The organism is Streptomyces sp. SDT5-1 (genome assembly GCF_052245995.1).
GTDB lineage: Bacteria > Actinomycetota > Actinomycetes > Streptomycetales > Streptomycetaceae > Streptomyces.
The window spans coordinates 8,144,105-8,162,404 of sequence record NZ_CM125963.1 but is presented as its reverse complement, the minus strand read 5'-3'; the positions used below and the strand labels follow the sequence as shown (position 1 = coordinate 8,162,404).

The following is an 18,300-nucleotide window of genomic DNA, read 5'->3' as shown; positions in this document are numbered from 1 at the left end:
TCAGCGCCGGGCGCGGCTCCTTTCGCGGAGGGAGGTGACCGTGACGCCGGGTGACAGGCGGCCCTCCGTCACCTTCACGTGGATGAGGGCGGCACGGTCGGCGTTCAGGGCGCGGTCCAGGGCGGGGGCGAAGTCCTCGGTTGTGGTGACCGTTTCGGCGTGGGCGCCGAAGGCGCGGGCGTAGGCGGCGAAGTCGGGGTTGCCGAGGGCCGTGCCGCTCACCCGGCCGGGGTACTCGCGCTCCTGGTGGGCGCGGATGGTGCCGTACTGGCCGTTGTCGAGGACGAGGATGAGCGGCTTCGCGCCCTCCGCCATCGCCGTGGCCAGCTCCTGGCCGTTCATCAGGAAACAGCCGTCGCCCGCGACCGACACCACGCGGCGGTCCGGGTGCAGGATCGCGGCGGACACCGCGGCGGGGACGCCATAGCCCATCGAGCCGTTGCGCGGGCCGAGTTGGCGCATGCCGTCGCGGTACGTGAGGAAGCGCTGCGCCCAGATGGCGTGGTTGCCCGCGCCGAAGGTGACGATGGTGTCGTCGGGGAGCCGGCTGTCGAGGTGGGCGAAGGCCGCGCCGAGGTCGAGCGGGTCGCCGTCCGGCTCCGGGGTGCGGGTGGCGAGGTGGGCGGCGCGGGCCTCCTTGGTGTGTCCCGTCCACGGCACGGGCCCGCTCGGCCGGCACGTGCGTATCGCCGCGCCGAAGGCCTCGGGCGCGGCGACGAGGGTGAGTTCGGCGGGGTGGACGACGCCGGGCGGCTGCGCCTCGGGCAGCACCTGCACCAGGCGCGGGCCCGCCGGGTCGCCGCCCACCGTCGACAGGAGCCGGAACCCGTCCGTCGACACGTCCCCCGGCGCCGCGCCGACGCTCACCAGCAGGTCCGCGTCCCGCACCCGCTCGGCGAGCGGCTTCGCCCGCCCGTAGCCGAGGTTCCCGACGTAGACGTCGGCCTCGTGGTCCATGAGGTCCTGGCAGCGGAAGTCGACGGCGACGGGCAGCGACCATGCCTCGGCCCAGGCACGTACGTCGGCGCGCGCCCGGTCCGTCCAGCGGCTGCCGCCGAGGAGGACGAGGGGGCGCTCGGATTCGTTCAACAGGGTTTCCAGTGCGGCCAGTTCGTCGGACGACACGCCTCCTTCCGGCACCGGCAGCGGCCTCGCGTCGGGCACCTCGACGACGTCCGTCAGCATGTCCTCGGGCAGCCCGACGACCACGGGCCCCGGCCGCCCGCTGCGCGCGACGGCGAAGGCCCGGGCCACGTACTCGGGGATGCGGGCCGCGTCGCCGATCGTCTCGACGAGCTTGGCGTGCGTGCCGAACGTGCCCCGCAGGTCCAGCTCTTGGAAGGCGTGCCGGTCGGTGTGGTCGCGCGGCACGAGGCCGATGAAGAGGACCAGCGGGGTGGCGTCCTGGTGGGCGGTGTGCAGGGCGACGAGCGCGTTGGTGGCGCCCGGCCCGCGCGTCGTGAGGCACACGCCGGGCCGCCCGGTCAGCTTCCCGTACGCCTCCGCCATGTATCCGGCGCCGCCCTCGTGGCGGCACACCACCATGCGTACGGGCGCGTCGTACAGGGCGTCCAGCACGGCGAGATAGCTCTCGCCGGGCACGCCGTACACGGTGTCGACGCCGTGCGCGTGGAGCTGGTCGACCAGGACCTGGCCGCCGGTGCGGGCGGGATGCTGCGCGGTCATGCGGAAACCTTTTCGTTCAGAGTGTCGCTGGAGGGAAGGGCGCCGTGCCTGCGCAGCACCGTGCCGGCCGCGACGGACCCGGCGACGGTGCAGGCGGCCACGCCGACGAGGAGCAGTGCGGCGCCCCACGAGGCACCGCCTGCCGCGCCGGTGACGGAGGCCGCGATCAGCGGGATGAAGCCGCCGAGGACACCGGCGAGGTTGTACGACATGGCGACGGCGCTGTAGCGGAACTCCTCGGGGAAGAGGGAGGCGACGACTGCGCCGATCGGGCCGTACGGGATGGACAGCGCCCCGATACCGAGCGCGACGCCGAGGTACACCAGCGGGGTCTGCTTGGTGTCGACGAGCCAGAAGGCGGGGAACGCGGCGGCCATGGTGACGGCGGCGCCGATGGCGCACACCTTCCACGGTCCGATGCGGTCGGCGAGGCGTCCGCCGGCGATGATGACCACGATCTCGACGACGGCTCCGACGACGGTGGCGTTGAGCATCGTCTGTTTGTCGATGCCGAGTTCGCTGGTGCCGTAGCTGATGACGAACGTCGTCATGAGGAAGAAGCCGCCGACGCCGAGGAACGCGGCGCCGATGCCGACGATCATGCGGCCCCAGGTGCGCCGGAACGCCTCGACGAGCGGAGCGGGCGGCGGCCCGTTGCGTTCGGCGTCCTCCTGCATGGCCCGGAACACCGGGGACTCCTCGATGCGGACGCGGAGGTAGAGCGCGAAGCCGAGCAGCGGGAACGCGGCGAGGAACGGCAGCCGCCAGCCCCACGCGTAGAAGGCGTCGTCGGGCAGCATCCCGACGAGCGCGAAGGCCCCGCTGGAGAGCAATGTGCCGACGGGCGAGCCGAGTTGGGGCACGGACGAGTACGTGCCGTGCTTCTCCTTCGGAGTGTGCTCCAGGGTGAGCAGCATGGCGCCGGACCACTCGCCGCCGACGGAGATGCCCTGGAGGAAGCGGAGCGCGGTGAGCAGGGCGGGCGCCCAGATGCCGATGGTGCCGTACGAGGGCAGCAGGCCGATGCAGCCGGTGGTGGCGCCCATCATGACGACGGTGATGATGAGGGACACCTTGCGCCCGTAGCGGTCGCCGATGTGTCCGAAGAGCGCGGCGCCGATGGGCCTGGCCACGAAGCCGACGGCGAACGTGCCGAAGGAGGCGAGGGTGCCCGCGGCGGCGTTGAGGTCGGTGAAGAACAGCTTGTTGAAGACGAGCGCGGCGGCGGTGCCGTAGAGGAAGTAGTCGTACCACTCGAGGGCGGTGCCGCTGAACGCGGCGAACAGCAGCCTTCTGATGTCCTTGAGCGGGGGCTTGGTCGTCGTGCTCACGGGGTCTCCTGGGGAGGGGCGGCCTGCGCGGCCGGAGCGGAAGGGGGACCGGAGCGTGCGGGGGTGCGGGTGAGCTGGTGCGGGTCGTGGGCGGGATCGCCGTCCACGACGGTGGCGAGGACGCCGATCGCGCCGATGCGGTCGGGGTCCGTGCGGACGGGGTCGCCGTCCAGGACGGTGAGATCGGCCAGGTACCCGGGGGTGAGCCTGCCCTTGCGGCCGCCGAAGCCGGTGGCGAGCGCGGAGCCCTCGGTCCAGGCGCGCAGCGCGGCGAGGACCGGGACGCTCTCGTCGGGACCGTACGGCACCTTTGTTTCGGTGAGGCGCACGACCATGGACTGGATCGCGGGCAGCGGCGCGCCCGGCGCCACGGGCCGGTCGGAGCTGCCGGGGACGGTGAGGCCGAGGTCGGTGAAGGAGCGCATGCGGTACGACCAGGGGGTGCGGTCGGGGCCGAGCGCGGCGGCCATGGCGTCGCCGAAGGTGTGCAGGAAGTTGTGCTGCGGGACGGGGACGACACCGAGGTCGGCGAACCGGGCGAGCTGGTCGGGGCGGACGATCCCGGCGTGTTCGACGCGGTGCCGGACGGCGGGCCGCGGCCGCTCCTTGTGGGCGCGGGCGAAGGCGTCGAGGGCGAGGTCGACGGCGCGGTCGCCGATGGCGTGCGCGGCGACGGTCCAGCCCGAGCGGTGGGCGGCGACGACGAGGTCGGTCATGCCGTCGGCGTCGCCCTGGAAGTAGCCGGTCGGCCGCTCCTCGTTGTGCGGGCAGCCGCAGAAGGGCTCGGTGACGGCCGCCGTCCGCCCGAGGAGCGAGCCGTCCAGGAAGATCTTGACCGGGCCGAGGGAGAGCGTGTCGTCGCCGAAGCCGGTCCGCATGCCCAGGTCGAGGCCGAGCGTGATGTCGTCGTCGGCGTGCGCGACGAGTGGGTGCAGGACGTCGGACGCGGCCATGAGCTGGGCGCGGGTGTGCAGGCGGCCCGTCTCGCGGGCGAGTTGGTAGGCGGCCAGCTCGACGGGGGTGTGGCCGATCCAGCCGCCGCCGATGCCGGCCTCGGTGAAGCTGGTGACACCTTCGGTGAGGTAGTGCCGGGTGGCCGCGTCGACGGCGTCGGCGACGGTCTCCACCGGGTACGGCAGCACCTGGCGCTGCACGAGACGCTGCGCCGTCTCCTCCAACAGGCCGTCGGGGCGGCCGTGTTCGTCGCGCGAGACGACGCCGCCGTCCGGGTCCTGGAAGCCGTCCTCCAGGGCGCCGGCGGCTCGCAGGACGGGGGTGTTGACGACGCAGGCGTGCCCGGAGGTGTGCTTGATCCAGACGGGCCTGCCGCCCGCGGCCCGGTCGAGGGCGTCACGGTGCGGCCAGACACCTCCGCAGTTGTTGTGGTCGAGCCCGGCGCCCAGCACCCACGCGTCCGGGGCGAGCCCTTCGGCGTGCCGGGCGACGGCGGCGTACACGTCGTCGACCGAGCGGGCGGTGGAGACGTCGAGCTGGGTGAGGGTGAGGCCGAACCACGCGGTGTGGCAGTGCGCGTCGTTGAAGCCGGGGACGACCGTGGCGCCGCCCGCATCGAGGACCTTGCGCGCGTCGAGTCCCGCCACGTCGTCGTCGAGGCCGACGACGACCCCGTTCAGGACGCCGATGGTCGTGGCGGTCGGGCGGTCCGGGTCGAGGGTGCGGACGCGGGCGTTGCGGACGAGCAGATCGAGCTGCATGAAGGCGAAGCCCCCTCGGACTCAGGCGAAGTGGTGCAGCTGCGCGAGCGGCACCTCGGTCGCGGGCGGTGTCCCCGTCTCGACCCCGTCGACGAGGACGGGCGCGGGCTCGCGCGGCACCACCACCCGCGGCGTCGCCGTGTTGTGCAGCATGTCGGAGCGGGTGAGGCCGCGGCTGTCGCGGATCGGGGCGTAGGTGAGTCCGCCCGGCAGCGCGGCCCGTGCGGCGCGGTCGGTGAGCGCGGCCTCGGCGACGAAGACCTTGGCGAGCCGGGCGGGCGCGGCGCCGAGCGCCCCGAAGTAGGGCTTGTACGCCCGGGGTTGGGTGAGTCGGGTCGACCCGGAGCCGGATCCCGTGTTGCCCCAGGCCACGAATCCGGACTTGATGACCAGTTCGGGCTTGCTGCCGAACCACTTGGGTTCCCACAGCACGAGGTCCGCCATCCGCCCGGCCTGCACGGTGCCGACCTCGTGGGAGAGGCCGTGCGCGAGCGCCGGGTTGAGGGTGATCTTCGCGAGGTAGCGCAGCACGCGCGTGTTGTCGGGGCGCTCCACTCCCCCGCCGCCGTTCGCGAGCGCCTGGACGTGGGCGAGCTGCCAGGTCCTGCGGACGGTCTCGGCGATCCGGCCCATGCCCATCGAGTCGGAGTTGACGATGGAGATGGCGCCGAGGTCGTGCAGGGCGTTCTCTGCGGCGATGGCGTGCTCGCGGATCCGGCCCTTGGAGATGGCGACGTCGCTGGCGGAGGCGTGGTTCTGCCGGTGCACGGTCATCGTCATCGGGAACAGCTCGCCGACCGTGTTCGGGGTGTACGGGACGGTGGGCGTGGTCGACGACGGCAGGATGTTCGGCTCGGACAGGATCTCCAGGAGATCGGGGTGACCGCCGCCGCCCTCCACGTGGTAGGCGTGGACGGTGCGGCCGCAGGTGGCGCCAAGCGTGTCCCTCAGGTAGCCGGACTCGTTCATGGAGTCGGTGTGCAGCGCCACCGGCAGGTCGGCCTGTTCGGCGGTGTCGAGGCAGGTGTCGATGATGCGCGGGGTGGCGCCGAAGTCCTCGTGGATCTTGAAACCGCCGGCCCCGGCGAGGGTGATCTCGTCGAGCAGCGCCCGCGAGCTGGAGGAACCGCGCGCCAGGAAGGCGATGTTGAGCGGGGTGCCCTGCCAGGCGCTCATCAGGGTGTGCAGATTGTGGGTCGGGTTGCAGCCGATCTCCCAGACGCCGCCGAGGCCCATGCCGACGAGCGTGGTGACTCCGGCGGACAGCGCGGCGGGCGCCACCTCGGGCGACGACAGGTGGACGTGGCTGTCGACGACGCCGGGCGTGGCGATGAGCCCCTCCCCCGGCACCACCGAGGTGTGCGAGTCGATGGCGTACTCGACGTCCATCACGTCCGGGTTGCCGACGCCGCCGACGGAGACGATGCGGCCGTCCTTGATGCCGATGTCGGTCTTGCGCACGCCGAGCACCGGGTCCATGAGGACGGCTCCGGCGACGACCATGTCGAGCGCGGAGTCCCGGTCGGAGCGCGGCGAGGCGAGAAGCCCGTCGCGGACGGTCTTGCCGCAGCCGCCGAGGAGTTCGTCGCCCGGTGTGCCGTCATCGGCCTCGACCTCCACCCACAGGCAGGTGTCGCCGAGCCGGATGCGGTCGCCGGTGGTGGGCCCGTACAGGGCGTGGTACGTGCGGCGGTCGACGCTGGTCATGCGCGCTCCTCGGACGGAAGGGCCTTGTGGCGTGCAGGGATGACGACGACGTCGCGCCGTTCACCGGGCTCGAAGGCGAGGGCGGTGCCCGCGGCGATGTCGAGGCGCAGCCCGCGGGCCGCCTCCCGGTCGAGTTCGAGCGCCTGGTTGGCCTCGTGCAGCGGGTAGTGCGAGGAGACGTAGACGACGCGGTCGCCGGTGTTGCGGACGGTGAGGGTGGAGCGCGGGCGCCCGACGTTGATCTCGACGGGCTCCTCGGCGGTCCGCACCGCGCCGGGCCCCTCCGTGGCAGCGGGTCCGATCGGCCGGTCGACGGCGACGAGCGAGGTGCCGCTCGGGAACAGCGCCTCGACCTGCACGGTCGGCACCATGTCGGGGACCCCGTCCATGACGTCGTCGGCGGTGAGCACCCGGCGCGCCGTCTCGATCACCTCGTCGAGGGTGAGCCCGTCCCAGGCGGCCTCCAGGATCTCGTCGCAGATCAGGGCGATCGCCTCGGGCGCGTTCAGGCGGCGGCCGCGGGCGCGCCGTCTGCGCGCGAGTTCGGCGACGGTGAACAGCTGGAGCCGTTCCTGTTCACGAGGGGTCAAGTGCACGGTCGGTCGGCCCTCCTGTGTCGGCGGGCCCCGGACGCTCCGCCCAGGGATCGCACCAGGATCCTCGGGTCCGGCCGGCAAACCAACGTTGAAACATCGCCGCCGCGCCGCGGAGAATTGGTCACATGCACAATTCCGAAGGTCACGGCCGTCCCGGGCTGCCCCCGGCGTCGCCGCGCATCGCCGAACTCGCGGGCCAGTGCCTCGACACCGTGGACGATCTGATCGGCGAGTGGCTCGAAATGGTCGGCCCGGTGCGCACCTCGTACGCGACGCAGGTGCCCGACGTGCAGTTCAGGGACTCCGCCTGGCAGGCCTTCGAGCTGCTGCTGCGGACGGTGGCACGGCTTCCGGTGCCGCCGCACATCGCGGACGTGTCGCGGCGGGTGGGCGAGGAGCGGGCCCGGCAGGGGGTGCCGCTCGACGCGCTCCTGGAGGCGGCGCGGCTCGACTTCCGGGTGGTGTGGCAGGCGCTGGTGAACCGGGCGGGCCCGCAGGACATGGCCGATCTGGCGGGCTCGGCGTACCACGTGTGGGAGGCGGTCGAGCGGCATGTCACCGGGATCATGACGGCGTATCAGCGCACGGTCCTGGAGATGGGGCGCCGCGAGGAGGACGAGCGGCGCATGTGGTTCGCGCGGCTCCTGGAGACGGAGGGCCGCCACCCCACCGTCGTACGGGACGCGGGGCGTGCCCTGGGGTTCGCGGACGACGGGCGGTTCCTGTGCGCGGCGTCGTCGGCGGCCGCGGGTCGCGGGCTGCACCGTGCGGCGGTCGCGCTGCGCGGGGCGGGCGCGGCGGTGCAGCAGCAGATGGTGGGCGGCGACGCGGTCCTGGTGGCGCAGCTCGGCGGCCGGGTCACCCGCTCGTACGTGCTGGAGCAGTTGCAGGACTCGCCGTGCGGGATCGCCCCGGTGGCGCGGGGGCTCGCCGCGGTGCCGAGGGCCACGGTGCTCGCGGTGGCGACGGCGCAGGTGCTGCCCGCGGACACCCGGTCGCCGCGGCTCCTGGAGGACAGCTGGCTCGACGTGCTCGCGCACCGGGCGGGCGACTTCGGACGCGATCTGGCCGCGGACGTGCTCGGCGGCCTGTACGGGCCGGGTGTCACGCGCGGGGAGGCGGACCGTCTGCTGCACACCGTCCGCACCCATCTGGCGGGCTCCGGTTCCATCGCGGACACGGCGGACGCGCTCTACTGCCACCGGAACACGGTGCAGCACCGGTTCAACCGGTTCCACGAGCTGACGGGGCGCGATCTGCGGCGGCCCGCGGACGCGGCGCTGCTGGCGGTGGCACTGCGGGTGCGGTGAACGGGTTAGCGTTCCCGTGTGTCCGAGGACGAGAACATCCCTGCTGAGCAGGGGACAGGGAAGAAGCGCCGGCCCGGCCGTCGCGGCAGGCTGATCGCGCTGGCCGTGGTGGCCCTCGCGGTGGTCGCGGCCGTCGTCGCCGTGCTGGTGGTGGTGTTCGGCGGGAAGGAGCCGGGGCGGGCGGAGAAGCTGGTGATCCCGGAGGGATACCGGGCGAGCCAGGTGTACGAGGCGGTGGACAAGGCGCTCGCGGTCGACGGCGGCACCACCGAGAAGGCGGTGAAGAAGGCGCACTTCACGGTGCCGGGCGCGGCGGACGGCAACCCGGAGGGCTATCTGTTCCCCGCCACGTATCCGATCGGCCGCAGGACGACCCCGGAGTCGCTGCTCGCGTACATGAACGACACCGCCAACCAGCGGCTGAAGGCGGACCACATCACGCGGGGCGCGGACGCCAATGGTGTCTCGGTGTACGACACGGTGATCATCGCGAGCATCGTGCAGGCGGAGGCGGACACCCACGAGGACATGGGCAAGGTCGCCCGTGTCATCTACAACCGGCTCGACCGGGGGATGCCGCTCCAGATGGACTCCACCATCAACTACGCCCTGAACCGGTCGACCCTCGACACCAGCCACGCCGACACCAGGACCGACAGCCCGTACAACACCTACCAGCACAAGGGCCTGCCGCCGACGCCCATCGGGAATCCCGGCGAGGACGCGATCGACGCGGCGATCTCCCCGCCGAAGGGCGACTGGCTGTACTTCGTGACGGTCGGGCCCGGGGACACCCGGTTCACCGACAGCTACGAGGAACAGAAGAGGAACGTCGAGGAGTTCAACTCCCGTCAGGCGAGCGCCGATCGGTAGCGCGCCAGGTGGGGCGCGAAACCGGGGTGGGCGCAGAGGCGGCGCAGGTACGCCGACAGGCGCGGGCGGCCCGTGATCGGCTCCCTGACGTCGAGCCGCACCAGGGCCGCCCACAACCGGACGTCGGCGAGGGTGAGTTCGCCGCCGAGGACGTGCTCGCGCCCCGCGAGCCGCCGTTCCAGCACGTCGAGGGCGCGGGTCACCGTGGCGGGCGCGGCGGTGGTGATGCCGCGCTCGCACAGCCGGCCCACGGCCTCGACGGCGTCCTCCGTGCCGCGCGGAAGGAGGTCGGGGCCGTGGCCGCCGAAGTGCCGGGCCAGGTCGTGCAGGATGTCACCGGCGTGCGTGCTGACGATCCGCCCGGTCCAGTCGTCGCTGAGCACCGGCGCCACGGCGGGCCCGGGGTGCTGGTGCGAGGTCGCCTCGTACAGCGGCACCAGGGCCCGGTGGCCGCCGCCGGGCGCGTCCGGCACGGCCGGCAGCAGGGTCACCGGGAGGGTGTCGTCGAGGCCGAGCAGTCCGTGGGTGACGGCGATCTGCAGACAGTACGGGCAGGCCGGTGACAGGTGGAGGCGGAAGCGGTGCGGCGCGGCGTAGTACCCGCTGCGCGCGTCGCAGCCGATACGACTCCGGAAGGACGGCACGGCGATGGGCGCTGTGGCGGACATGCGGCTCCCTGGGGGTGCTCGATCACGGGCGTACGGGCAGGCGTACGGAAGTGTCAGGCGTGGGCGGCGCGCAGGCCGCCGCCCTGGGGAGAACTCGCCGCGCTGCACACCCGCGCGAGGTCGATGTGACGTCGGGACGTGAGTCGGGGCAGCGCACGGACGGCGGCACGCGCGGCCGCGCACCGGAGCTCGCGTGCCACACTGCCCATCATTCCCTACCAATTCACTAGGATTCCTGTCGACGAGTGTGTGGCCCGGTGGGCGCCGCGTCAAGAGCGGGTCCACTCCTCGGCCAGCAGCTCGTAGGAGCGCACGCGGTCGGCGTGGTCGTGGGTGATGGTCGTGATCAGCAACTCGTCGGCGCCCGTGGCCTCCTGGAGCTGGTCGAGGCGGCGGGCCACCGTTTTCGGCGAGCCGACGAACTGGGTGTCGAGGCGGTCCTGGACGAGCGCACGGTCGGCGTCGGTCCACGCGTGCTTGCGTGCCTCCTCGGGTGTCGGGAAGTCGATGGCGCCCTCGGCGTTGCGGATGCTGCGCACCCACAGGCCGTAGCCGGTGGCGAGTTCGCGGGCGGTGGCGTCGTCGTCGGCGACGACCACGTCGGCGGAGACACTGACGTACGGCTCGTCGAGGACGTCGGAGGGCTTGAAGAAGGACCGGTAGCCCTCCACGGCCTCCAGGACCGTGGCGGGGCTGACGTGGTAGTTCGCGGCGAACGGCAGTCCGCGTGCGCCCGCGACCTCGGCGCTCTCGCCGCCGCTGCTGCCGAGGATCCACACCTCGACGTCGGCACCCTCCCCCGGGACGACGTGTGCCTCGACGCCGTCGGGCGAGACGTAGGCGCCGGCGAACAGGGCGAGGATGTCGTCGATCTGCTCGGCGTAGTCCTGGGCCCGGGCGCCCGGCTGCTGGAGCAGCGTGCGCTGGAGGGCGACGCGGGGCGAGCCGAGCAGGTGCTCGAAGGAGAAGCGGGGCGGGATGACGAGGCCGTTGGGGGCGGCGCCGTCGACGACCGGGGTGGAAGTGGGCTTCGGCGCGGTGGGCTGCGCGGGCGGGCGGCCCCCGGAGCGGCCGAGGCCGAGGTCGATGCGTCCCGGGTGCAGGGCGTCGAGCAGCCCGAACTCCTCGACGGTGTTGAGGGCGGTGCGGTGGCCGAGCTGTACGGCTCCGGAGCCGAGGCGTATCGAGGTGGTGGCCGCGGCGGTCAGGGCGAGGACGACGGCGGGTGAGGTGCCCGCGACGCCGGGGTTGAGGTGGTGCTCGGCGACCCAGTAGCGGGCGTATCCGAGGCGTTCGGCCTGCTGGGCGAGGTCGATGGAGTTGCGCAGGGCGTCGCCCGCGGTGGAGCCCGATGACACCGGGACGAGGTCGAGGACGGCGAGTGGGATGTCAGGCACGGGAGAGCTCCTCGGTGGATGCGGGTGCGGCGTCGGGGTGGGCGAGGCCGAGGTGGTCGCGCAGGGTCGTGCCCTCGTACTCGGTGCGGAAGACGCCCTGTTCCTGGAGGAGCGGGACGACCTTGTCGGCGAACTCGTCGAGGCCGCCGGGGGTGATGTGCGGGACGAGGATGAAACCGTCGGCGGCGTCGGCCTGCACGTACTCGTTGAGGGTCTTCGCGAGGGTGCGCGGGGAGCCGACGAAGTTCTGCCGGTTGCCGGTGTGGATGACGAGGTCGCGGATGGACCACTTGTTGGCGGCGGCGAGTTCCCGCCATTCGCGGGCGGTGGCCAGCGGATCGCGGTACATGCGGACCTGGGCGCGGCCCTCGGCGATGTGGGTGTCGCCGACGTCGGGGTCGATGTCGGGCAGCGGACCGTCGGGGTCGTACGAGGAGAGGTCCCGGTTCCAGACGAACTCCAGGTGCTTGAGGGCGGTGGCCCCGCTGACCTGTTGGCGGCGCACCTCGCGGGCGAGTTCCTCGGCCTCCGCGTCGGTGTCGGCGAGCGCGAAGGTGGCGGCGGGCAGGATGAGCAGCTGGTCCGCGCGGCGGCCGTGCCGGGCGAGGCGGGACTTCACATCCGCGTAGAAGGCCTGTCCCGCGTCGAGGGTGCCGTGGCGGCTGAAGATGGCGTCGGCCTCGGCGGCGGCGAACTCGCGGCCCTCGTCGGAGTCGCCGGCCTGGAAGATCACGGGGCGGCCCTGTGGGGAGCGCGGCACGTTGAACCGGCCGTGGATGTCGAAGTGGTGACCGGTGTGCGCGAAGGAGCCGGCCTCGGCGTCGCGCAGGAAGGCGCCGGTCTCCTGGTCGGCGAGGATCTCGTCGTCGTGCCAGGAGTCGAAGAGCTCGTGGGCGGTGGCGAGGAACTCCCGTGCCCGCGAGTAGCGTTCGCGCTGCGGGAGGAAGCCGCCGCGGCGGAAGTTCTCGCCGGTGAAGGCGTCCCAGGAGGTGACGACGTTCCAGGCGGAGCGCCCGGCGGAGAGGTGGTCGAGGCTGGCGAACTGGCGGGCCACCTCGTAGGGCTCGTTGAACGTGGAGTTGATGGTGCCGGTCAGTCCGATGCGGTCGGTGACGGCGGCGAGCGCGGCGAGGACGGTGAAGGTGTCGGGGCGGCCGACGACGTCCAGGTCGTAGATCTCGCCGCCCTGTTCGCGCAGGCGCAGCCCTTCGGCGAGGAACAGGAAGTCGAACTTGGCGCGTTCGGCGGTCCGCGCGAAGTGCGCGAAGGAGCCGAACTCGATGTGGCTTCCGGCCCGCGGGTCGCTCCACACGGTGGTGTTGTTGACGCCGGGGAAGTGGGCCGCGAGATGGATCTGCTTCAGTGGCTTGGTCATGGTGGTTCCCCTCCGGCTCAGGCGGCGGCGTAGCGGTTGGCGGGGCGGTCGAGGCCGAGGTGTCCGCGGAGGGTGTCGGCGTCGTACGCGCGGCGGAAGACACCGCGGGCCTGGAGCTCGGGGACGAGGCCGCGGGTGATGGCCGGGAGGTCGTGGCCGAGGACGGCGGGGCGCAGCCGGAACCCGGTGAGTCCTGCGGCGGCCAACTCCTGGAGCAGGTCCGCGAGGTGTGCGGGCGTGCCCGCGAAGATCCGGGCGTCGCTCTCGTACGGTTCGCCGGCGAGCGCGTCGAGCCGGTCCCTGCGGTCCCGCGCGGCGGACGGGTCCTCGTCGAGGAACACCACCAGGTCTCCGAAGACGTGCAGCGGTGTGTCGCGCCCGACGGCGTCCTGTTCGGCGCGGATGCGGCCCACGATGTCGCGGGCCTCGTCGGCGTCGTGCGGGGTGACGTGGCCGATGTCGGTGGCGCGGGCCACCAGCCGGTACGGGACGGTGTCGTGGGCGAGGGCGGTGACGGGCGGCTGGCCCTGCGGCGGCCGGGGCGTGATGGAGGGGCCGCGGACGCTGAAGTGCGGGCCCTGGAAGTCGATGTAGTGCAGCTTGTCCCGGTCGATGAAGCGGCCGGTGGCGGCGTCCCTGATCTCGGCGCCGTCCTCCCAGCTGTCCCAGAGGCGCCGGACGACCTCCACGTAGTCGGCGGCCTCGTCGAAGAGTTCGGTCACCAGGTCCCGGGCGTCCGGGCTGTCGTAGGCGGTGATGCGCTCGATGGTGCGGCGGCCGAAGTGGGCGGCCTCGTTGGGGCGGGCGCTGACCTGGACGCGGAGTCCGGCGCGGCCCGAGCTGACGTAGTCGAGGGTGGCGACGGCCTTGGACAGGTGGAACGGTTCGGTGTGGGTCACCACGGCGGTCGGCACGAGGCCGATGTACCGGGTGCGCGGGGCGACGCGGGAGGCGATGAGTACCGCGTCGAGTCGGCCCCGGACCTGGTCGGTGCGCTCGTCGGGGTCGAGGAAGTGGCTCGACTGCGGGCCGAGGCCGTCCTCGATGGTGACGAAGTCGAGCAGTCCGCGCTCGGCCTCGGCGACGAGGTCCGTCCAGTACCCGGCAGTGAACAGGTCGCGGGGGCGGGCGACGGGCTCCCGCCAGGAGGCGGGGTGCCAGCCGGTGCCGTCGAGGGCGACGGCGAGATGCAAGGGGGTGGAAGGTGACACGGGATGTGCCTTTCTCGGGCGACCGGTGACGGTGGCGGTGACTACTTGCCGGACTTGGGCAGACCCGGCGGGTTGATCAGCGACTTGTCGACGGCCTCGTCCGACAGGCCCCAGCGCTTGAGCACCTTCGCGTAGCTGCCGTCGTCGATGACGTGGTTCAGCGCGTCGGCGAGCGCCTTCACGAGCCCGCTGTCCTTCTTGGTGGTGGCCGCGATGAGGCCCTGGAGCGAGGCGCCCGCGCCGGAGTACGTGCCGACGACCTCGGTCTTGCCGGTGCTCGCCGCGTGGTAGGCGGCGGTCGGGTTGGGGCCGAGGTAGAGGTCGATGCGGCCCGACTGGAGGGCGAGGTAGGTGTCGCTGTCGCTCTGGTAGTACTTGATGTCGACCGGCTTGCGGCCGGCCTTCACGTTCTCCTTGCTCCACTCGACGAGCAGCTTCTCCTGGTTGGTGCCGCTGCTCACGGCGACCGTCTTCCCGGCGACGTCCTTGGGTCCCTCGACCTTGAGGCCGCTGCCCTTCTTGGCCTCGAAGCCGAGGTTGTCCTTGCGGTAGGTGGCGAAGTCGTACTTCTCCTTGCGCTCCTCGGTGACCGTGATGTTGCTCAGGCCCACGTCGTACTTGCCGCTGTCGAGGCCGACGAAGATGTTCTCCCAGGACGCGGTGGTGCGGTGCACCTTGAGGCCGAGGACGTCGGCGACGAGGTGGGCGAGGTCCGGCTCGACGCCGATGACGGTCTTGTTGTCGGTGGCGTGGAAGCCGAGCGGCGCCGCGGAGCTGGAGGAGCCGATGACCTCGAGGGTTCCTCTCTTGCGGATCCGCGCGGGCACCTCGGCGGCTATGGAGTCGACCTTGCCGGTGGTGACGCGGTGCTGGTCGGGGCTGAGGTTGATCTTCGCCTTGGCGCCGGAGCCGTCCGCCACCTCGGTGGTGCCGCCGTCGGAGGGGTTGCTGCACGCGGCGAGGAGCAGGGAGGCCGCGAGGGAGAGCACGGCAGCGGTGGTGGTGCGGCGACGGACGAGGGTGGTGGACACGGTGGTCGTTCTCCTTGCTTACGAAAACGGGGACGGGGCAGGGCGGGAAGCGGTCAGAGGACCTTGGAGAGGAAGGCGCGGGTGCGTTCGTGGCGCGGGGTGTCGAGGACGGCCGCGGGGGTGCCCTGCTCGACGACGACTCCGCCGTCCATGAAGACCACGGTGTCGGCGACCTCGCGGGCGAAGCCGATCTCGTGGGTGACGACGATCATGGTGGTGCCGGTGCTCGCCAGGTCCTTGATGACGTCGAGAACCTCGCCGACGAGTTCGGGGTCGAGCGCGGAGGTCGGCTCGTCGAAGAGCAGCACCTTCGGTTCGAGGGCGAGCGCGCGGGCGATGGCGACGCGCTGCTGCTGGCCGCCGGAGAGCTGGCGCGGGTAGGCGTCGGCGCGGTCGCCGAGCCCGACGCGTTCGAGGAGTTTCCGCGCGGTGTCCTCGGCGTCCCTGCGCGGGCGGCGCAGCGCGGAGACGGGGGCCTCGATCAGGTTCTCGAGGACGGTGAGGTGCGGGAAGAGGTTGAAGTCCTGGAAGACGAACCCGATGTGGGTGCGCTGCTTCAGGACGTCCTTCTCCCGCAGTTCGTGGAGTTTGCCGCCGGAGCGGCGGTACCCGATGAGTTCGCCGTCGATGCTGATCCAGCCGCTGTTGACCTTCTCCAGGTGGTTGATGGTGCGCAGCAGCGTGGACTTGCCGGACCCGGAGGGGCCGAGGATCACGGTGACCTCGCCGGCCCGCACCTGGAGGTCGACGCCGCGCAGCACCTCCAGCGGTCCGAAACTCTTGTGGACGTTCTGGATGTCCACCATGGGCCTGCTCATCGACGGCCTCCCAGGGCGCGCGGGGTCTTCGGGGTGGTGACGCCCCTGCTGTAGCGGCGTTCGACGTAGTGCTGGGCGATGGAGAGGAGCGAGGTGAGGACGACGTACCAGGCGGTGGCGACGAGCAGCAGCGGGATCACCCGGCCGTTGCGGCCGTAGATGACCTGGGCCTGGTAGAAGAGCTCGCCGATGGACATCACGTAGACGACCGACGTGCCCTTGAGCAGGCCGATGATCTCGTTGCCCGCCGTGGGCAGGATGGCGCGCATGGCCTGCGGCAGCACGATCCTGCGGATCTGGCGCAGCCGCGGGATGCCGAGGGCCGCGGCGGCCTCCAGCTGTCCCCCGTCGACGGAGAGGACTCCGCCGCGCACGATCTCGGCGGCGTACGCGGCCTGGTGCAGGGTCAGTCCGATGACGGCGGCGCCGATGGTGCCGATGAGGCTGTTGCTGTCGACGGACCAGAACACCGGGCCGAAGGGGATGCCGAGGCCCAACTCCTTGTAGAGCGCGCTGAGGTTGAACCAGAACACGAGCTGGACGATCATCGGGATGGACCGGAAGATCCAGATGTACGTCCACGCCACGGACTGGAGCACCGGGCTCTTCGAGAGCCGCATGAACGCCAGGACGGTGCCGAGCAGAAAGCCCAGGACGGTGGCGTACGCGGTGAGTTGGAGGGTGACCCAGACGGCCTGCACGATCGTCTCGGAGAGCACGTACTCGCTGAAGACGTTCCACTCCCACACGGGATTGGTGAGCAGCCCGTGCAGGAGCTGGGCCACGACGACGAGGACGGCGGCGGCCGCCACCCAGCGGGCGTAGTGGCGGACGGGGACGACCGTGAGCGAGGCGGGGCCGCCTTCGGGGGCCCCGGCGCCGTCCTTCGCGGGCAGGTCCTTCTCGAACGGGAGCGGGCCGATGGTCTCCGGGTCGGCCTCGGTGTCGAACAGCGGGGTGTATCCGGCGGCCAGGTACAGGGCGCGGGCCTCGGGCTGGCGCGGCCCGGTGGTCAGGTAGATCCGCCGGTAGCCGCGCCCGGCGGCCTCGCGCTCCAACTCCTGGACGACGCGGCGTGCGAGGCCGCGTCTGCGGTGCGCGGAGTGGGTCCAGATGCGCTTCAGCTCGGCGGTGCGCTCGTCGTCGTGGCGGCGGAAGGCGCCGCCCGCGACGGGATCGCCGTCCTCCAGGATCAGGAGCAGCAGTCCGCCGTGCTCGGGCGTGAACTCCTCGTCGGGGTAGCGGGCGATCTCGGCGTGGGCGTCCTTGCCGTAGCGGGTGGAGTACTCGTCGCCGAGTTCGCGCAGCAGGGGTTCGACGCGGGGGTCGGAGACGGGGACGTGAACCACCGTCAGTTCACCCGGTCCCGCGGGTGGTTGGGCCAGGGAGGTCATGCGCCCACCGCCGCGGTGGTGTCGGCGGCGCGGGCCGCGCGCTCGGCGTCGCGCTTGGCGACCTCCTCGCGGACGATCGGGATGACGTACCGGCCGAAGTCGATGGCGTCGTCCAGCAGGTCGTAGCCGCGGGCGGAGAGGATGTCGACGCCGAGGTCGTAGTAGTCGAGGAGGGCCTGGGCGACGGTCTCGGGGGTGCCGACGAGGGCGTTGGAGTTGCCCGCTCCCCCGGTCGCGGCGGCGGTCGGCGTCCACAGGGCGCGGTCGTAGCGCTCGCCGGCCTCGGCGATGGCGATGAGCCGCTGGGAGCCGGTGTTCTCCGGCCTGGCCTGCCCGTGGTGGCGCCTGCCGATGCGCTCGCCGCGGGCTGTGCGGTCCTTGATGGCGCCGACGGTGCGGTGCGCCTTCTCCCAGGCCAGTTCCTCGGTGGGGGCGATGATGGGACGGAAGGCCACCTGGATGCGCGGCACGTCGGTGCGTCCCGCGGCGCGGGCCGCGGCCTTCACGGTCTCGATCTGTTCGGCGGTCTTCGCGAGCGGTTCTCCCCACAGGCAGTAGATGTCGGCCTCGGCTCCTCCGGCGGCGTAGGCGGCGGGCGACGATCCGCCGAACGAGACGCCGGGGCGCGGCTGTTGGACGGGGAAGACGTCGCTGACGAAGTCGTGGAAGCGGTAGTGCTCGCCCTCGTGGTCGAAGGGTTCGTGGGTGGTCCAGATCTTCTTGACGATGCGGATGTACTCGCGGGTGCGGGCGTAGCGCTCGTCCTTGGTGAGGGTGTCGCCCTCGCGGCCCTGCTCCCGGTCGTTGCCGCCGGTGATGAAGTGGACGGTGAGGCGTCCTTCGCTGATCTGGTCGAGGGTGGCGAAGGTCTTGGCGGCGAACGTCGGGTACGCCACGTTGGGCCGGTGGGCGAGGAGGATCTGGAGCCGGTCCAGGCGGCTCGCGATGTACGCGGCGGCGGGGGCGGGGTCGGGCGACCCGGAGCCGTACGCGAACAGCACGCGGTCCCAGTCGTGGTCCTCGTGGGCGCGGGCGAGTCGGAGCGTGTAGTCCTTGTCGAAGGCGGCGCCGGAGCGCGGGGTCGTCTCCGACCCGTCGTTGGTGGCGGCGATGCCGAGGAATTCCACGGGCATGGAAAGGGCCTTTCGGAGGCGTGTCGACCGCGTGCGGGCAGGCCGGAACAGCCGT

The 18,300-nt window shown here is 72.3% G+C and carries 16 protein-coding genes and 1 pseudogene; 2 read left to right on the top strand and 15 right to left on the bottom strand.

Features of this window, described 5'->3' with window-relative positions; genetic code table 11:
* Genes ACTWJ8_RS37590 through ACTWJ8_RS37570 form a run of 5 tightly spaced genes read right to left on the bottom strand, consistent with a single transcriptional unit; the run spans window position 1 to window position 7,035 of the window.
* Window positions 1-1,686, bottom strand: coding sequence for a thiamine pyrophosphate-dependent enzyme (locus tag ACTWJ8_RS37590; protein WP_443261946.1), 1,686 nt, complete (start codon window positions 1,684-1,686; stop codon window positions 1-3).
* Complete coding sequence (locus ACTWJ8_RS37585) at window positions 1,683-3,017, bottom strand: MFS transporter (protein WP_356372535.1); 1,335 nt, start codon at window positions 3,015-3,017, stop codon at window positions 1,683-1,685. The genes ACTWJ8_RS37590 and ACTWJ8_RS37585 overlap by 4 nt, the downstream gene beginning before the upstream one ends.
* On the bottom strand, window positions 3,014-4,732 hold the full coding sequence (locus ACTWJ8_RS37580) for an amidohydrolase (protein ID WP_443261945.1): 1,719 nt from the start codon (window positions 4,730-4,732) through the stop codon (window positions 3,014-3,016). Before ACTWJ8_RS37580 ends, ACTWJ8_RS37585 begins: the two co-directional genes overlap by 4 nt.
* 21 nt (window positions 4,733-4,753) lie before the next feature.
* Window positions 4,754-6,439: an urease subunit alpha gene (locus tag ACTWJ8_RS37575; RefSeq protein WP_443261944.1), complete on the bottom strand. Its 1,686-nt coding sequence runs from the start codon at window positions 6,437-6,439 to the stop codon at window positions 4,754-4,756.
* A complete protein-coding gene (locus ACTWJ8_RS37570) occupies window positions 6,436-7,035 on the bottom strand; it encodes an urease subunit gamma (RefSeq protein WP_443261942.1) in 600 nt (199 codons plus the stop codon). The genes ACTWJ8_RS37575 and ACTWJ8_RS37570 overlap by 4 nt, the downstream gene beginning before the upstream one ends.
* Window positions 7,036-7,160: 125 nt before the next feature.
* On the opposite strand from ACTWJ8_RS37570, the gene ACTWJ8_RS37565 reads away from it, so the two are divergent.
* Window positions 7,161-8,345: a PucR family transcriptional regulator gene (locus ACTWJ8_RS37565; RefSeq protein ID WP_443261941.1), complete on the top strand. Its 1,185-nt coding sequence runs from the start codon at window positions 7,161-7,163 to the stop codon at window positions 8,343-8,345.
* Between the two features lie 18 nt (window positions 8,346-8,363).
* On the top strand, window positions 8,364-9,218 hold the full coding sequence (gene mltG, locus ACTWJ8_RS37560) for an endolytic transglycosylase MltG (protein WP_356372545.1): 855 nt from the start codon (window positions 8,364-8,366) through the stop codon (window positions 9,216-9,218).
* Here the strand turns inward: mltG and ACTWJ8_RS37555 are convergent.
* The 10 genes and pseudogenes from ACTWJ8_RS37555 to ACTWJ8_RS37510 form a co-directional block, all read right to left on the bottom strand.
* Window positions 9,197-9,886, bottom strand: a complete 690-nt coding sequence (locus ACTWJ8_RS37555) for a glutathione S-transferase C-terminal domain-containing protein (RefSeq protein ID WP_356372547.1) — start codon at window positions 9,884-9,886, stop codon at window positions 9,197-9,199. The genes mltG and ACTWJ8_RS37555 overlap by 22 nt on opposite strands.
* A gap of 53 nt (window positions 9,887-9,939) precedes the next feature.
* Window positions 9,940-10,086: a hypothetical protein gene (locus ACTWJ8_RS37550; RefSeq protein ID WP_356372549.1), complete on the bottom strand. Its 147-nt coding sequence runs from the start codon at window positions 10,084-10,086 to the stop codon at window positions 9,940-9,942.
* Between the two features lie 69 nt (window positions 10,087-10,155).
* A complete protein-coding gene (locus ACTWJ8_RS37545; RefSeq protein WP_443261940.1) occupies window positions 10,156-11,283 on the bottom strand; it encodes an MsnO8 family LLM class oxidoreductase in 1,128 nt (375 codons plus the stop codon).
* Window positions 11,276-12,658 carry an NtaA/DmoA family FMN-dependent monooxygenase gene (locus tag ACTWJ8_RS37540; RefSeq protein ID WP_443261939.1) on the bottom strand — a complete coding sequence of 461 codons (1,383 nt, stop codon included), beginning with the start codon at window positions 12,656-12,658 and terminating at the stop codon, window positions 11,276-11,278. Before ACTWJ8_RS37540 ends, ACTWJ8_RS37545 begins: the two co-directional genes overlap by 8 nt.
* Window positions 12,659-12,675: 17 nt before the next feature.
* Window positions 12,676-13,869, bottom strand: a complete 1,194-nt coding sequence (locus ACTWJ8_RS37535; protein WP_443261938.1) for an LLM class flavin-dependent oxidoreductase — start codon at window positions 13,867-13,869, stop codon at window positions 12,676-12,678.
* A 41-nt stretch (window positions 13,870-13,910) separates the two neighbouring features.
* Complete coding sequence (locus ACTWJ8_RS37530) at window positions 13,911-14,900, bottom strand: ABC transporter substrate-binding protein (RefSeq protein ID WP_443261937.1); 990 nt, start codon at window positions 14,898-14,900, stop codon at window positions 13,911-13,913.
* Between the two features lie 53 nt (window positions 14,901-14,953).
* Complete coding sequence (locus ACTWJ8_RS37525) at window positions 14,954-15,718, bottom strand: amino acid ABC transporter ATP-binding protein (protein WP_443261936.1); 765 nt, start codon at window positions 15,716-15,718, stop codon at window positions 14,954-14,956.
* Window positions 15,715-16,614: an amino acid ABC transporter permease gene (locus tag ACTWJ8_RS37520; protein WP_443265109.1), complete on the bottom strand. Its 900-nt coding sequence runs from the start codon at window positions 16,612-16,614 to the stop codon at window positions 15,715-15,717. The genes ACTWJ8_RS37525 and ACTWJ8_RS37520 overlap by 4 nt, the downstream gene beginning before the upstream one ends.
* Window positions 16,615-16,725: 111 nt before the next feature.
* Window positions 16,726-17,112, bottom strand: a pseudogene (locus tag ACTWJ8_RS37515) (GNAT family N-acetyltransferase); the annotation flags it as partial.
* Complete coding sequence (locus tag ACTWJ8_RS37510; protein WP_443261935.1) at window positions 17,109-18,245, bottom strand: LLM class flavin-dependent oxidoreductase; 1,137 nt, start codon at window positions 18,243-18,245, stop codon at window positions 17,109-17,111. The pseudogene ACTWJ8_RS37515 and the gene ACTWJ8_RS37510, both read right to left, overlap by 4 nt.
* Window positions 18,246-18,300 lie beyond the last annotated feature (55 nt).